The following is a 15,428-nucleotide window of genomic DNA, read 5'->3' on the forward strand; positions in this document are numbered from 1 at the left end:
GGATTTTCCTATATTCCGAAATATCTCACGCCGCCCTTCCCCGCGACCTGTCCGAAGACCATTCAAGGAGCCACCGCCATGGCGCTGGATACCGATATTCCGCTGAACACGCTTGACCTGCCGAAGCCGCCCGAACAGACCCGGGTGGTGGTGGCGATGTCGGGCGGGGTCGACAGTTCCGTGGTGGCGGCGCATCTGGCGGATCAGGGCTATGACGTGGTGGGCGTGACGCTGCAGCTTTACGACCATGGCGCGGCGCTGGCCAAGAAGGGCGCCTGCTGTGCCGGCATCGACATCCACGACGCCCGCCGGGTGGCCGAAGAACGTGGTTTCCCGCATTACGTCCTCGATTATGAGAACATCTTCAAGGATGCGGTGATCGACGAATTCGCCGACAGCTATCTGGCCGGCGCCACCCCGGTGCCCTGCATCCGCTGCAACGAACGGGTGAAGTTCAAGGATCTGCTGGAAACCGCCAAGGATCTGGAGGCCGACTGCATGGCCACCGGCCATTACATCCAGCGCAAGATGGGCCCCAACGGGCCCGAGCTGCACCGCGCCGCCGATCCGAACCGCGATCAATCCTATTTCCTGTTCTCCACCACCCGCGAACAGCTCGCATACCTGCGCTTCCCGCTCGGCCATCTGCCCAGCAAGGACGCGACGCGGGCGATGGCGGCGGATTACGGGCTGGCGGTGGCCGACAAGCCGGACAGCCAGGACATCTGTTTCGTGCCGGACGGAAATTATGCCGCGGTGATCGAAAAGCTGCGTCCCGGCGCCGCCGATCCCGGCGAGATCGTCCATGCCGACGGCCGCGTGCTGGGCACCCATGAAGGCGTCATCCACTATACCATCGGCCAGCGCCGCGGCCTCGGCATCGGCGGGCTAGCTGAGCCGCTCTATGTGGTGAAGCTCGACGTCGACAAGAAACAGGTCGTCGTCGGTCCGAAAGATCTGCTCTCGACCCGCATCGTTCCGGTGCGCGAGATCAACTGGCTCGGCGACGAGCCCTTCGAGTCGCGCCCCGAATGGCATCTCTCGGTCAAGCTGCGCTCGACCCGGCCGCCGCGCGAGGCGATCGTGCGGCCGCTGTCGCCCACCACGGCAGAGGTGGAGCTGCTGATGCCCGAGGAAGGCGTATCGCCCGGTCAGGCCTGCGTCTTTTATGAAACCGAAGGCACCAGGGTGTTCGGCGGCGGCTGGATCTGGCGGGGTTACTGACCCGCCTGCCCCAGCCCGCGCAGCACCGCGCGGGCTGCGCGCAGCCCCGGCGCCTCGCCACCCCGCCCAAGCCGGTCCATCGTCAGCGCCATGGCGGCCTGTTGCGCCTGCGGATCGGCCAGAAGCTTGAGCACATGATCGGCGATCGGGCCCGGCTGGCAGGCGGGGCCCAGATATTCCGGCACCACCCGGGTTTCGCTGACCAGATTGACCAGATTGGCGGTGTCGAGCTTGACCATGTATTTCGCCATCTGCCAGGTCAGCCAGCTGAAATCATAGGCCATGACCATCGGCGTCGCCGCCGCAGCCAACTCCAGCGCCACCGTGCCCGAGGCCGCCATGGCAACATCGGCGGCGCCGAAAGCGGCGCGTTTCTCGGCCGCGTCAGCGCCATCCAGAATCAACGGCTGCTGCGCCCAGCCCGAGGTCAGCTCGCGCACCAGCGCGGCGACCGGACCGGCGGCCGGAAGAACCGGGCGCAGATCGGGGCGCGCCGCCATGATCCGTTGCAAGGCCTCGCCGAAGACCGGCGCCAGGCGCGTGACCTCGCCCCGCCGCGATCCCGGCAGGACCAGCAGCACCGGCGCCTCACCCAGGCCATGGGCGGCGCGGAAAGCCGCAACCTCTGCGGCGCTCGCCACCGGCTCCGCCACCACGGGATGGCCGACGAAGTCGCACTCCATCCCGGCGGCTTCCATATAGGGCGGCTCGAAAGGCAAGAGCGCCAGAACGTGATCAATGACCTTGGCCATCTTCACCGCGCGTCCCGGCCGCCAAGCCCAGACGCTGGGGGCGACATAGTGAACGGTGCGGATATCGCAGGCCTGTTTCACCAGCTTGGCCACCCGCAGACAGAAATCCGGGCTGTCGATGGTGATCAGCACATCGGGTTTGGTGTCGATCACCGCCTGCGCGGTCTCGGCGATGCGGCGTTTGAGGTGGAAATACTTCGGCAGGACCTCGGCGATGCCCATCAGGCTGAGTTCGTCCATCGGAAAGCGGCTGCTCAGCCCCTCGGCCTGCATGCCTGGGCCGCCGACACCGTCGAAGGTGACGCCCGGCACCAGTTCCTTCAGCCCGGCCATCAGCGCCGCGCCCAGCTTGTCACCCGACAGCTCTCCGGCGATCAGAAAGACCCGCATCAGCCCTGCGGATCCCGCGACCACAGGAACAGCCCCAGCCGGTCACAGGCCGCGATCACCGCCTCGGGATCCAGCAGGATGACGCCGCCGGCCTCGATCACCAGCCCGTCAAGCCCGGCGTCGGCGGCGCCGCGCACGGTGTCGGGGCCGATGGCGGGCAGATCGGCGCGGCGGTCCTGATCCGGCTTTGGCGCCTTGTAGAGGATACCGCCCCCCTCGTCCGGGCGGTCGAACAGACAGGCCAGCATCCAGTCGGTGCCAAAGACGCTCTCCACCGCCAGCGCCTGGCCATTCAGCACGGCGCAGGCCTGGCCGATATCGGCGGCGCCCATGGCCGCGACGATCTCGGCGCCACGCCGGGCATCGCGCTGATGCGCCTCGGTCGGCTGGGCGATGGTGGGGCTGCTGGCCTCAAGCAACAGGCCGGGCGCGGCCTCCTGCGCCGGAACGACGGCAAGCCCCGCCGCCTCGAACACGCTCAGAACCGCGCGCAACGCGCCATCGTCGCCGCTTTGCAGCGCGCCCATCAGCACCGGGATCAACGGCAGGGTGGCGGCATCGAAGCCGGCCGGATCAACCTGCGGGCGGCGGATCCCGCCAGCGAGACAGACGCGGGTCACCCCGCGCTCCTTCAGCGCCGCGATCAGCGACCCCAGCGTCTCGATCCGGAACCAGAGATCGACGTCCAACCGCTCGGGTCCATTGTCCTCGAGCGCGCAGATCAGCGCCGGCTGCTCCTGCGCCCCGGCGATGGCAACGGGCAGAGAACCACGCCCGGCGATCAGCGCCAGCATCGGTTCAGCCCCCCGGAGTCAGGAACGACCGGTCGCTCTGACCGGTGATGAATTCCACGATCTGACGGACATAATCGCTGTCGGTTTCCTCGCCCAGACGATGGGCGCGCTCCTGGAAGGTGCCCTCGCCCTGCGCCAGCATCTGGAAGGCGGCGCGCAGCGCGGTGATATCGGCCCGGGGAACCCCGCGCCGCTTCAGCCCGACCAGGTTCAGCCCATGCAATTCGCCGCGCGGCGCCTGCACCAGCCCATAGGGGATCACGTCGTTCGCCACCATGGTCAGCGCGCCGATGATGGCGCCGCGACCGACCCGCACCCATTGGTGCAGGCCCGAGATGCCGCCGATGATCACATCATCCTCGATCACGCAATGCCCCGCGGCGCCGGCATGGTTGACCATGATCACCCGGTTGCCGATCTGAACGTCATGGGCCACGTGACAGCCGGCCATGAACAGGCAATCGTTGCCGATGCGGGTGACGCCGCCGCCGCCCTCGGTGCCGGGGTTCATGGTGACATGCTCGCGGATCCGGTTGCGAGCGCCGATCTCAAGCCGGGTGTTCTCTCCGTGGAACTTCAGATCCTGCGGGATCTCACCGATCACCGCGAAGGAGTAGATCGTGGTATCCTCGCCGATCCGTGTGTCGCCGGTCACCACCACATGGCTTTTCAGCACCACGCGGTCGCCCAGAACCACTTGCGGGCCGACGATGCAGAACGGTCCGATCACACAGCCGTCGCCAAGCTGTGCCCCCTCTTCAACGATTGCCGTCGGATGTACCTGAGCCTTGTTCTCGGGGGCCATCGGATCAGTCCTTCTGATAATCGACCATTGCAGAGAATTCGGCCTCGGCCGCGACCTCGCCGTCGACCGTGGCAAGGCCCTGGAACTTGAAGATCTTGCCGCGCATCTTGCCACGCAGCGTGGTGACATGCATTTGCATCACATCGCCCGGCACCACCTTGCGGCGGAATTTGCACTTGTCGATATTCATGAAATAGATCAGCAGCTCGGTATCGACGATATCCATGCCGACCCCCAGCATCACACCGGCAGTCTGCGCCATGGCTTCGATGATGGTCACGCCGGGCATGATCGGGGTTCCGGGGAAGTGGCCCTGGAAATGCGGTTCGTTCATGGTGACGTTCTTGATGCCGCGCGCCGAGCTGTAGCCGTCGATGTCGATCACCTTGTCCACCAGAAGGAAAGGATAACGGTGGGGAAGGATACGCTGGATCAGCTGGATATCCGCGCTTTTCATCTCTGCGGTCATGAAGGGGGTCCCATTGGTCGTCATTCGGGCCTGACTAACAATCCCGGCCGGTTTGAGCAAGCCGCGCTATTGATCCGGCGCATCTGTCGAGGCATCGCCAAGATTGGCGCCGTCGCCGATCGTCGCGTCGATCCGGATAATCGCCTCGTCGGTGACATCGGAGGCATTGGCCGAGAGAAAGACGCTGGAGCGTTCCAGGATCACGCTGGCCCCGGCCTCGGTCATCAGCGCTTCAAGCACCGGCCGAGCCGCACGCAGGAAGGTCCCCCGCGCCTTGTCGGCTTTCTGGTTGAGCGCGCGCGCCTTGGCGTCCTGGGTGCGACGGATATTCTGCACTTTCTGGTCGAAGGCATCCGCCAGGGCGCGAAAGGCAATCGGCTGCATGGTCTGGCGCTGCTCGGTAAGCTTCTTTTCCTCGGCCGTCAGTTCCGCTTCCATCTTGCGGTTCTCCGCCGACAGGACGGCGCTTTCGGCCTCGATCTCGCTTGCGATCCGCTTGCCGAAGGCCGAGCCGGCGAACAGCCGGTCGGTCTCAAGTGTGAGAATGGCGCTGTGCGGCACCTGCACGACGGGGGTTCCAAGCTGCTGCGCCGATAGCGTCGGAGCGGCAGCCAGCAGGAGACAGGCGGCCAATAGCCCGGCCCCTGCTCCCGTCATCCGGCTGCGCGCCCTGATCATGGCGGATCAGAACTTCGCCTGCAGCGTCAGATCGAAGGATTGTTCCTTGTCATAGGATTCCTTGCTGATCGCCTTGGAGAAGTTGAACCGCAGCGGGCCGAACCCGGTGGTCCAGAGGAACGACAGACCGATCACCGAACGCCAGGAGCCATCCGCCCCGACGATGCAGGAGGCCGTCCCCGAGGTGCCGCAGCTATTGGCCACAGCGGTGTTGACGTCGCTCAGGTTCCACAGGTTGCCGACATCGAGGAACAGGCCACCGCGCAGGCCGATCTCGTCCGGAAGACCCAGCGGGAATTCAGCCTCGAACCGCGCCACCGCATAGAAGTTCCCGCCAAGCGCATCATCCGACACGCTGCCGCCGGCATTCAGCGACATGTCCCGCGGCCCCATGCCGCCCGGTTCGAACCCGCGCATGATGTCCGAGGACAGCAGGAAGCGATCGACGGTCCGGCTGGTGTCCGAGCCGAGCCAGCTCAGCGCGCCCGCCTCGAAGGTCGCCCGCAGGATCACATCGTCGTTCATGACCTTGCGCTGGGTGATCGCCTTGGCATTGGTGCGGACGAATTTGCTGTCCCCACCCAAGCCGGCGAAATCGGCGCCGATCTGGAACATGGTGCCTGCATTGGTATCGAGCCCGTTGAGACGGCTGTCGAAAGTATAGCTGAAGCCAAGCGAACTGGCATCCTCGCGGCCGCGCTGGATTTCGCTGTTAATCACCGCACCTTGCCCGGCGGTATCGCGCGCCTGCATTTCCGCGCCCAGCCAGGAATACTGCAGCTTGAGCTTTTGCAGTTCCGACAGGTTGAAGGTCAGCGCCGGGGTGAAGAACAGCCGCTTGGTATCGTAGGAGGCATAGCTCGAGTTCGTCGTTGCCATCCCCAGGTCCAGATCGAACTTCAGATCGCGACCCATCAGGTAAGGTTCGGTGAAGCCGAAGACATAGGCCTCGGAATCCTGCGCGGTCGAGAAGGTGAAGGACAGCCGCTGGCCACGCCCGAGAAAGTTGTTCTCGGACAGACCAAGCGCCACGCCGAAACCATTGTTCACCGAATAGGAGCCACCGAGGCTGAGCGAGCCGGTGGCCTGCTCTTCGACGTTCACGTCGACGATGACCTGCTCGGGCGAGGAGCCTTCGCGGGTATCGACATCGGCCTTGGAGAAATATCCCAGCGCGCGGATGCGTTCGGCGCTGGCGCGAATTTCACGCGGGTTGAAGGGATCGCCCTCGGAAATGCGGAACTGCTGACGCACGACGCGGTCGAGCGTGGTGGTGTTGCCCTCGATGTCGATCCGCTCGACGAAGACCCGCGGTCCCTTGGTCAGCACGAACTGCACATCCAGGGTCAGATCGCGATCGTTGCGGGTGACACGCGGTTCGACCCGCAGGAAGTCGACACCGTTCTTGATCGCCAGCCGCTCCTGCCGGGTGACCGAATTGTCCACCTCGGTCGGAGAATAGATCTCGCCCGACTTGACCTTCAGCGCCGCCTGATATTCTGCGGCGTCGACACCGGGATATTCACTGACGGTGGAAATCTTGCCGAACTTGAACTGCTGGCCCTCGGTGACATCCATCACCAGATAGAAGGCATCCCGTTCGCGGGTGAATTCGACATTGGCGCTGTTGACGCGGAAATCGACATAGCCCCGCGACTGGTAGAAATCACGCAGCAACTGCTTGTCAAAGGCGATCCGATCCTCGACCAGCGTATCGCCCCGCAGGAAGGTGCGCAGGATATTCGCCTGTTTGGTGGCCAGCACGCGACGCAGGCGGCGGTCCGAGAACACCCGGTTGCCGACGAAGCTGACGCGCTCGATCTCGATGGTATCGCCTTCGGCAATCTCGAAAATCAGATCGACCCGGTTGTCGCTGCGCCGGATGATGCGCGGCACCACGGTGGCGGCGACCCGCCCCTGCTGCGAATAGGCCTTGGCGATCGCATCGGCATCGCGATCCGCCTTGGCCGGGCTGAACACCTGACGCGAGGTGGATTCGATCAGCTTCGACAGCGCATCGTCCTTGATCCGCCGGTTGCCTTCGAAATTGATGACGTTGATGGTGGGGTATTCCTTGACCTTCACCACCAGAGTACTGCCCTGGGGCTCCAGATCGACGGTTTCGAACAGCCCGCTCGCCATCACCTTCTGATAGACGTCGTTCAGTTCCCCGGCAGACATCGTCTTGCCGTTCGCGATTCCCGTGTAGGACGCGATCGTGGCACTTTCGACCCGCTGGTTGCCTTCGACCTTGACCGAATTAAAGCGATAATCCTGAGCCATCGCCGGAGCAGCGAAGGAGAGGAAATACAGCGAAACGAATAAAACAAGAGCGGCCAGCACACGGAAAAAAACGGTGCTGCCGATGCCACGCTCAACGCAGGGTTCTCCTGCGGTGCTCCCCAATCCCATAGTCTTGAACCCAGTATTTTGCAGACAGTTAGGAAGTAGGTATCGGGATTGCCACGCGATGTCAAAAGCCCAATTGGCCGACCCGCCCCAGCGGCGCGCGAACGCCGCCGAAGCGGTCGCGATCACATCGCGCCGGCCAGCCACCCCGCCGCAGCGAACGCCAGGAGAATTGTGGAAACGAACAGGATCAGGTCCCAGTTCAACTGCATCAACAGGCTGAGACCGCGATAGGAATGGCGCAGATTCTGCATCCTTTTGGCCCTTCTCGACGCGTTGGAGTACGATTTGCGTCGACAGGCTAGGTGCGCAATGTGGCGACACTGGGGCAAAACCGGGGCAGCGCCTGCCCCGGTGCCAACGTCAATGCGGGGTTAACCGCCGGCGCAATCAGCAGAAGATATCGTTGCCGAGCGCAAAAAACATCAGCGACAGGATCAAGGTCAGCCCAAGGGTCATCAGCACCCGCAGCGCCTTGTCGCTGGGCGGGCGGCGGAACACCGCCTCATAGGCGTAGAACGCCAGATGCCCGCCGTCGAGCGCCGGAATCGGAAACAGGTTCAGCAGCCCCACCGCCGTCGACAGCGTCGCAATGAACGAGATGAAGGTCTGCACCCCCTGGCTTGCCAATTCCCCCGAGGTTTCGGCGATGCCGATGGGCCCCGAGATGTTGCAGGTGCTGATCGCCCCGGTGATCATGTGCCACAGCCCTGAGATCGAGCCGGTGATGATCGCCCAGGTCTGTGCCACGGCGCCGAGGATGGCCTGCCCGGGACCAGCGGTGGTCGTGGCGGGCTCGAAGGCCATGCCGCCGACAATGCCGATCCGCCACTGGGTGGCAAAGCCGCCATCGGCCGCCGGTTCGTCCACCCGGCGCGGGGTCAGGGTGAATTTCGATTCTGCCCCCTCGCGCCAGACCGTCAGCAGCACCGGCGCACCTTCCGAGGATTCGACCGCCGCCTTCAGATCGCTGAAGACATAGACCGGCTTGCCATCGACCTCGGTGATCACATCGCCGGGACGCAGCCCGGCATCGACCGCCGCGCTGCGCGGCGCGACGCGGTAGACATAGGCCGGGAAGGGATGCGGACCGCTGGCGGTCACCTCCTGCCCATCGCGGCGCACGGTGTAATCCAGCGCCCGGGCATGCGGCAGATGGTTCAGAAAGCTTTCCCAGGCAAGACCGTCGGTGAAGGACGGCGCCGGGGTGCCGGCGATCGCCAGCACCACATCGCCTTGCTGCAGGTTGGTCTCGATCCCCGGCATCGGGTGCATCTTGCCGACCGTCAGCGGGTCGCGCGCGACCCCCTGGAACATGAACACGCCGGTGAAGACGGCAATCGAGAAGATGAAGTTGAAGGCCGGCCCCGCCGCCACCGTCAGCACCCGCGCCCAGAGCGGCGCGCCATGCATGGTGTGGCGCAGGTCGTCCGGATTGTGCTGATAGATCTCGGCCATCGTCGCGCCATCCTTGCCCGAGGCGGCATTGGCGTCGCCAAGAAACTTGACGTAACCGCCGAAGGGCAGCGCCGCGATCTGCCAGCGGGTGCCCCGCTTGTCGACCCAGCTGAGCAGCGTCGGCCCGAAGCCGAGCGAGAAGACTTCGGCATGAATGCCGCTCCAGCGGCCGACGATATAGTGACCGAACTCATGCACGAAGACGATCACCGACAGCGCCACGACAAAGGCGATCAGGGTGTAAACCAGCCCGCCAAACTGCGGGATTAACTCAACAATATTCAAGGTCTTATCCTGCTTTCTTCGCCGCCGCCTCATCGGCCCATTCCCGGGCGAGATGGTCGGTCAGGAGCACGTTATCAAGTGTCATCGCGGCTTCGTCATTGCGGCGTTGCGCGGCGTAACGGTCAAGAACCGCCTCGACCACCGCCGCCATATCGAGAAATCCGATGCGGCCGGCAATGAAATGATCGAGGCTGCGCTCCTTCGCCGCGGTGAAGACCGCACCGGCCAACCCGCCCATCTGCATCACCTCGCGCGCCAGCCTGAGCGCCGGATAGCGGGCTTCGTCCGGGGCGCGGAAGGTGAGCTGGCCGATCTTCGCCAGATCGAGCCGGTCGACCGGCAAGGCACGGCGCTCGGGCCAGTTCAGCGCATAGCCGATGGCATGGCGCATATCCGGCGCGCCCACATGGGCCATCAGCGCCCCATCGACGAAACCGACCAGGGCATGGATCATCGATTCCGGATGCACCAAGACCTCGATCTGATCCGGAAGAATTCCGAAAAACTCTTTTGTCTCAATCACTTCCATGGCCTTGTTGAACATGGAGGCGCTGTCGATGGTGATCCGCTGCCCCATGTCCCAATTGGGATGGCTCGAGGCCTGCTCGACGGTGGCGGACCGCAACCGCTCCAGCGGCCAATCGCGGAAGGCGCCGCCCGAGGCGGTGATGATCACCCGCTCGACCGCCGCCATATCCTCGCCCACCAGGGCCTGGAAGATCGCCGAATGTTCGCTGTCGACCGGCAGGATGCGGGCGCCATGCGCCGCCGCGGTGCGCAGCACCAGCTCCCCGGCGCAGACCAGCGATTCCTTGTTGGCAAGCGCCAGCGTCGCCCCCTGTTCCAGCGCGGCAAGCCCGGGCGCGAGCCCGGCGGCGCCGACGATCGCCGACATCACCCAATCGGCCGGACGCGCCGCCGCCTCGCGGATGGCCTCGGCCCCCGCGGCGGCCTCAACGCCCGAGCCGGCGAGCGCGGCGCGCAGATCAGGCAGACGATCCTCATAGGCGGTCACCGCCAGCTCGGCCCCGAGCGCGATGGCATCGGCCGCCAGCCGCGCAATATTGCCGCCGCCGGTCAGCGTCACAACCTCATAGGCCTTGGGATCGCGCCGGATCAGGTCGATGGTGTTCTGCCCGATAGAGCCGGTCGCCCCCAGGATCGTCACCCGCCGCATGTCGATTGCCTTCTCATTGAATTCCGGGGGGATAGCCCGTCAACTCCATCACGATCAGCACCAGGATCGCCGCCCCCAGCATGCCGTCGAAACGATCGAACAGCCCGCCGTGTCCGGGAATGAGCGAGCTGGAGTCCTTGACCCCCGCCCGCCGCTTGACCGCGCTTTCGGCGATATCGCCAAGCTGCGAGGCGAAGGAGGCCAGCGCCGACAGGCCGATCAGCCAGGCGCCTGCACCGGTGACAAAGGTAAAGGCCCAGCCCACGATCATCGCCACCAGCCAGCCGGCCGCGGTGCCGGACCAGGTCTTTTTCGGGCTGATCTTCGGCCAGAACTTCGGCCCGCCCAGCAGGCGACCGGCGAAATAACCGGCGATATCGGTGCCCGCCACCACCAGAACCAGCCAGAGCATCCAGGGAAAGCCGAATTCGCTGCGCACCGACATCATGCCGAAACCGGCGAGCAGGATGAAGATCAGATAGGGCACGAAGACGCGCCGGTGCTGCGGCAACCAGAAGAAGCCGACGATCGCCGGCAGGAGCAGCATCGGCAGAGCAAAGCCCGCCTTGAGGTAGATCGCCAGAAAGGCCGCCCCTCCGGCCAGCAGCCCCATCGCGACCGAACGCGCCGCGACATCCGGCGGCATCATCCGCGTCAGTTCCCAGACGATCAGGCCAATGGCGATCGAGACGAAGGTGATGAAGACATAGCCGCCCATCCAGACCGCGCCGAGCCCCAGCACCGCCAGCACCAGACCCGAAAGCACCCGCGCGGTCAGATCGCCCCAGCGGCCGGCGGCCCGTGGCTGGTTCATGTCTTCACCGCCCCGAAGCGCCGATCACGCCGGCCGTAACTCCGGCACAGCCGGTCCAGCTCCTCGCCGGTGAAATCCGGCCAGAGCGTGTCGATGAATTCATATTCGGCATAGGCCGATTGCCACAGCAGGAAGTTGGAAATCCGCGCCTCGCCGCTGGTGCGGATCACCAGATCGGGATCCGGCAGCACACAGGTGTCGAGGTATTTCGGCAGGGTTTCCTCGTCAACGTCCTCGGGCTTTAGCTTGCCATCGGCCACGTCCTGCGCCAACCGCTTGGTGGCGCGCGCCACCTCGTCGCGGCCGCCATAGTTCAACGCGATGGTCAGATGGGTGCCGTCGTTGCCCTCGGTCTCGAGTTCGAGCTGATCCATCAGCGCGATCAGCTTGGTATCGAGCCGCACCCGGTCGCCGATGAACCGCACCCGCACGTTCTTGGCGGCGAGCGCCTGCATTTCCTTGGCGATATAGCGGCGGAACAGGCTCATCAGCCCGGCCACCTCGGTCTGGGTGCGCTTCCAGTTCTCGGTCGAGAAGGCGAAGATCGTCAGATACTTGATCCCCAGCGCCGGGCAAGCCTCGACGATCTCGCGAACGCGCTTGGCGCCGGCGTGATGGCCGAACAGCCGCGGCCGCCCGCGCGCCTGCGCCCAGCGGCCATTGCCATCCATGATGATGGCGACATGACGGGGGCCGCGCGACAGAGCCTGCGTCGCGGCGCCCGTATTCGGGCCGGTTGCGGGGGCGGGATCGCGCGGCATGATCCGGGTCAAACCTGCATGATTTCGGCCTGCTTGGCTTCCAGCGCCTCGTCCACCGCCGCGATCATCTTGTTGGTCAGCTCCTGCACCTCGGTCTCCCAGAACTTCTGGTCGTCCTCGGACATGCCGTCGGTCTTGGCCTTCTTGATCTGATCCATGCCATCACGGCGCACGTTGCGAATCGCAACCCGCGCATGTTCGGCATATTGGCCCGCGACCTTGGTCAGCTCGCGCCGGCGTTCCTCGTTCAGCTCGGGGATCGGCAGCATGATGATGGTGCCGTTGAGCTGCGGGTTGATGCCGAGCCCGCTTTCGCGGATCGCCTTTTCCACCTTGCCCACCATGCCCTTGTCCCAGACGTTGATGGTGACCATCCGCGGCTCGGGCACGTTGACGGTGCCGAGCTGGTTGATCGGGGTCATCTGGCCATAGGCGTCGACCATCACCGGCTCGAGCATCGAGCCGGAGGCGCGCCCGGTGCGCAGCGAGGCGAATTCGGTGCGCAGGTTCGACATGGCGCCGTCCATGCGGCGTTTCAGTGCATCGGTATCGAGTTCGAAATCTTCGGACATGCTGTCCACTCCCCCGGTCTTGTTCGGAATGTTCGGATTGTCGCTTGCGGGGTCTATAGCCCTAGCCATACACCTTTGTATAGGTGCCCTCACCGCAGAGGATGCCGCGGAAGCCGCCCGGCTCGTCCAGCGAGAAGACGATGATCGGCAGATTGTTGTCGCGTGCCAGCGCGATGGCGGCGGCGTCCATCACCCCCAGCCGCTTGGCCAGCGCCTCGTCATAGGACACGGTGTCATAGCGCTTGGCATCGGCGAACTTGTGCGGATCCTTGTCATAGACCCCATCCACCTTGGTGCCCTTGAAGATCGCCTCGCAGGCCATTTCGTTGGCGCGCAGGGCGCCGGCGGTATCGGTGGTGAAATAGGGGTTGCCGGTGCCGGCGGCAAAGATGCAGACCCGTTTCTTTTCCAGGTGGCGCACGGCGCGGCGGCGGATATAGGGCTCGGCCACCTCATCCATCCGGATGGCGCTGATCACCCGGGTGAAGACGCCCAGACCTTCGAGCGCCGATTGCATCGCCAGCGCGTTCATCACCGTCGCCAGCATCCCCATATAGTCGGCGGTGGTCCGCTCCATCCCCTGGGCGCTGCCGGACAGGCCGCGGAAGATATTGCCGCCGCCGATCACCATGCAGATCTCGACCCCCATGTTGTGCACCGACTGCACCTCGCGGGCGATGCGTTCGACGGTGGGCGGATGCAGGCCGAAGCCCTGATCGCCCATCAGCGCCTCGCCCGATATCTTGAGCATCACGCGATTGTATTTGGTCATTAGCGTTCGGGATTCGGTTGATTGGGAAGAGGTCATGTTGCGCTCCGCTCTGGCACGGGTTTATTTTTCGCGCCAAAATGTCGGAAATCGCCGCCGGGTTCAATGCAACAACCGCCGGAACCGACGCGAAACTGTGCATTTGGAAGATGGATCATGCTGGCGCAGAAACTGGGACCGAAGCTGGGGCTGTCCGGCCTGCCGGAGATTCCCGACGATATCCCGGTGCTGATCGCCGGCCCCACCGCCAGCGGCAAGTCCGCGCTGGCGCTGGAAATCGCCCGCCGGCACGGCGGGGTGATCATCAATGCCGATGCCAGCCAGATCTATGACTGCTGGCGGGTGATCACCGCCCGCCCCAGCGCCGAGGAGGAGGCCGAGGCGCCGCATCGTCTCTATGGCCACCTGCCCCATGATGCGCGCTATTCCGCCGGTCACTGGCTGCGCGAGGTCGCGCCGCTGCTGCAGGGGCCGGACCGGCCCATCATCATCGGCGGCACCGGGCTTTATTTCCTGGCGCTGACCGAGGGGCTGGCCCAGATCCCCGCTACCCCGCCCGAGGTGCGGGCCGAGGCCGATCTGATCCCGCTCGACCGGCTGCTCGCCGATCTCGACCCAGCCACCGCCGCCGGGCTCGACCAGCGCAACCGCGCCCGGGTACAGCGCGCCTGGGAGGTGCAGCGCGCCACCGGCCGACCGCTGGCAGAGTGGCAGTCCGACACCCCGGCGCCCCTATTGCCGATCGACCGGGCGATGCCGCTGGTCTTCGACGTCGACAAGGACTGGCTCAACGACCGCATCGCGCACCGCTTCGACCTGATGCTGCAAGGCGGCGCGCTGGAGGAGGTAGCGGCGATGCGCGACCGCTATGATCCCGCCCTGCCCGCCTGCAAGGCGATCGGCGTGCCCGAGCTGATGGCGCATCTCGACGGCGATCTGACGCTGGAGGCGGCCCGCGCGCGCGCCACCGTCGCCACCCGCCAGTTCGCCAAGCGTCAACGCACCTGGTTCCGGGCCAGAATGCGCGCCTGGCATCCGATCACCCCGCAGCGATAGGCAGGCGGGCGAACCGGCGAAATAAAGCGCAGGATCAACCGGTCGGCTTGTCCGATTCGTCGGGCGGTGCTCTATTGGTCGGCAAATCCCTGCGCATCGGATGTCCTTTTCGAACACATGGCCTATGATCCGATTGAAATGACCGACATCCGGATGGTCACGCTGGCCCAGCTCAGCCAGCGGGGGGCCTGGCAGCTTGAACTGGTCCATGACCGCGCCGAACATCTGCTGATCTGGATCACCCGCGGCCAGGGGGTGGCGCTGTTGGACGGGCAACGGCGCGGCATCGGGCCGCATAACGCCCTGTTCATCCCGGCGCGCCACCTGATGGCGCTGGAGCTGATGCGCAACGGCTTCGGCCAGGCGCTGCTGATCCCGCAATCCAGCGGGCTGACGCTGCCGCGCGAGGTCCAGCACCTGAGGGTGCGCGACACCGCCAGCCAAAGCGATCTGACCGCGCTGTTCGAAGCGCTGGGGCGCGAACAGTCGGGGATGCAGCCGCTCTATCATTCCGCGGTCCATGCCTATGCCGAGCTGATCACCATCTGGCTGCGCCGGCATATCGAGGACGCCGGCCCGCAGCCCGCCAACGCGGGACAGAGGCTGGTGCAAAGCTATTGCGACCTGCTGGTGCGCGAATACGCCAGCGGCGCCTCGATGGCGGTTCTGGCCGAACGGCTGGACGTCACCCCCACCCATCTGACCCGGGTCTGCCGGGCCGAAACCGGGCGCACCGCGGCCACCCTGCTGACCGAACGGGTGCTGCACGCGGCGCGACGGCTGTTGATCAGCACCGATACCCCGGCGCAGGACATCGCCCGCCATCTGGGTTTTGGCAGCGCCGCCTATTTCACCCGCTTCATCCAGCAACACACCGGCCATCCGCCGACCGCCCTGCGCCGGGCAGCGCATGCGGGTCGCCAATAGCGCCGCCTGGCAGATGGTCGCTTTTTCACATCGTCGTGTCGTAATTTTGATATCAACAGGAGTTGCGCCGGTTGACGCTAAGGGATTT

At 65.2% G+C, this 15,428-nt stretch carries 16 protein-coding genes; 3 read left to right on the forward strand and 13 right to left on the reverse strand.

The window, feature by feature from the left end:
* Positions 1–78 precede the first annotated feature (78 nt).
* Complete coding sequence (gene mnmA / locus ACN0V4_RS11460) at positions 79–1,224, forward strand: tRNA 2-thiouridine(34) synthase MnmA (protein WP_417676160.1); 1,146 nt, start codon at positions 79–81, stop codon at positions 1,222–1,224.
* Here mnmA and lpxB read toward each other — a convergent pair.
* The 13 genes from lpxB to pyrH form a co-directional block, all read right to left on the reverse strand.
* Positions 1,218–2,366, reverse strand: coding sequence for a lipid-A-disaccharide synthase (lpxB, locus tag ACN0V4_RS11465; protein ID WP_417676162.1), 1,149 nt, complete (start codon positions 2,364–2,366; stop codon positions 1,218–1,220). The two genes, mnmA and lpxB, sit on opposite strands and share 7 nt — an antisense overlap.
* Entirely contained in the window at positions 2,366–3,160 is a 795-nt protein-coding gene (locus ACN0V4_RS11470; RefSeq protein WP_417676164.1) for an LpxI family protein, read from the reverse strand. Before ACN0V4_RS11470 ends, lpxB begins: the two co-directional genes overlap by 1 nt.
* Before the next feature lie 4 nt (positions 3,161–3,164).
* Positions 3,165–3,965 (reverse strand): acyl-ACP--UDP-N-acetylglucosamine O-acyltransferase, encoded by an 801-nt coding sequence (gene lpxA, locus ACN0V4_RS11475; protein ID WP_417676166.1) that lies wholly within the window; start codon positions 3,963–3,965, stop codon positions 3,165–3,167.
* A gap of 4 nt (positions 3,966–3,969) precedes the next feature.
* Positions 3,970–4,434: a 3-hydroxyacyl-ACP dehydratase FabZ gene (gene fabZ, locus ACN0V4_RS11480; protein ID WP_417676168.1), complete on the reverse strand. Its 465-nt coding sequence runs from the start codon at positions 4,432–4,434 to the stop codon at positions 3,970–3,972.
* 66 nt (positions 4,435–4,500) lie between these two features.
* Positions 4,501–5,091: an OmpH family outer membrane protein gene (locus ACN0V4_RS11485; RefSeq protein WP_417676170.1), complete on the reverse strand. Its 591-nt coding sequence runs from the start codon at positions 5,089–5,091 to the stop codon at positions 4,501–4,503.
* Positions 5,092–5,118: 27 nt separating this feature from the next.
* Positions 5,119–7,524, reverse strand: a complete 2,406-nt coding sequence (gene bamA / locus ACN0V4_RS11490; protein WP_417676172.1) for an outer membrane protein assembly factor BamA — start codon at positions 7,522–7,524, stop codon at positions 5,119–5,121.
* Between the two features lie 122 nt (positions 7,525–7,646).
* Positions 7,647–7,775 carry a hypothetical protein gene (locus ACN0V4_RS11495; RefSeq protein WP_417676174.1) on the reverse strand — a complete coding sequence of 43 codons (129 nt, stop codon included), beginning with the start codon at positions 7,773–7,775 and terminating at the stop codon, positions 7,647–7,649.
* Between the two features lie 136 nt (positions 7,776–7,911).
* Positions 7,912–9,264 (reverse strand): RIP metalloprotease RseP, encoded by a 1,353-nt coding sequence (gene rseP, locus ACN0V4_RS11500; protein ID WP_417676176.1) that lies wholly within the window; start codon positions 9,262–9,264, stop codon positions 7,912–7,914.
* Between the two features lie 4 nt (positions 9,265–9,268).
* Positions 9,269–10,441 carry a 1-deoxy-D-xylulose-5-phosphate reductoisomerase gene (gene dxr, locus ACN0V4_RS11505; RefSeq protein ID WP_417676178.1) on the reverse strand — a complete coding sequence of 391 codons (1,173 nt, stop codon included), beginning with the start codon at positions 10,439–10,441 and terminating at the stop codon, positions 9,269–9,271.
* A 13-nt stretch (positions 10,442–10,454) separates the two neighbouring features.
* The gene (locus ACN0V4_RS11510; protein WP_417676180.1) at positions 10,455–11,255 is read right to left on the reverse strand and encodes a phosphatidate cytidylyltransferase; all 801 of its coding nucleotides are present in this window, start codon (positions 11,253–11,255) and stop codon (positions 10,455–10,457) included.
* Positions 11,252–12,016 (reverse strand): isoprenyl transferase, encoded by a 765-nt coding sequence (locus tag ACN0V4_RS11515; protein WP_417676394.1) that lies wholly within the window; start codon positions 12,014–12,016, stop codon positions 11,252–11,254. Before ACN0V4_RS11515 ends, ACN0V4_RS11510 begins: the two co-directional genes overlap by 4 nt.
* Positions 12,017–12,024: 8 nt before the next feature.
* Positions 12,025–12,588 carry a ribosome recycling factor gene (gene frr, locus ACN0V4_RS11520; protein WP_417676182.1) on the reverse strand — a complete coding sequence of 188 codons (564 nt, stop codon included), beginning with the start codon at positions 12,586–12,588 and terminating at the stop codon, positions 12,025–12,027.
* 61 nt (positions 12,589–12,649) lie between these two features.
* Positions 12,650–13,360: a UMP kinase gene (gene pyrH / locus ACN0V4_RS11525; protein ID WP_417676184.1), complete on the reverse strand. Its 711-nt coding sequence runs from the start codon at positions 13,358–13,360 to the stop codon at positions 12,650–12,652.
* Between the two features lie 153 nt (positions 13,361–13,513).
* On the opposite strand from pyrH, the gene miaA reads away from it, so the two are divergent.
* Together miaA and ACN0V4_RS11535 are read left to right on the forward strand one after the other, a co-directional pair.
* Positions 13,514–14,413 carry a tRNA (adenosine(37)-N6)-dimethylallyltransferase MiaA gene (miaA, locus tag ACN0V4_RS11530; RefSeq protein WP_417676186.1) on the forward strand — a complete coding sequence of 300 codons (900 nt, stop codon included), beginning with the start codon at positions 13,514–13,516 and terminating at the stop codon, positions 14,411–14,413.
* 138 nt (positions 14,414–14,551) lie between these two features.
* Positions 14,552–15,340, forward strand: a complete 789-nt coding sequence (locus ACN0V4_RS11535) for an AraC family transcriptional regulator (RefSeq protein ID WP_417676188.1) — start codon at positions 14,552–14,554, stop codon at positions 15,338–15,340.
* Positions 15,341–15,428: the final 88 nt, after the last annotated feature.

Origin of the sequence: Pseudodonghicola sp. (genome assembly GCF_048268305.1) — a bacterium.
In the GTDB taxonomy this organism is placed as follows: domain Bacteria; phylum Pseudomonadota; class Alphaproteobacteria; order Rhodobacterales; family Rhodobacteraceae; genus Pseudodonghicola.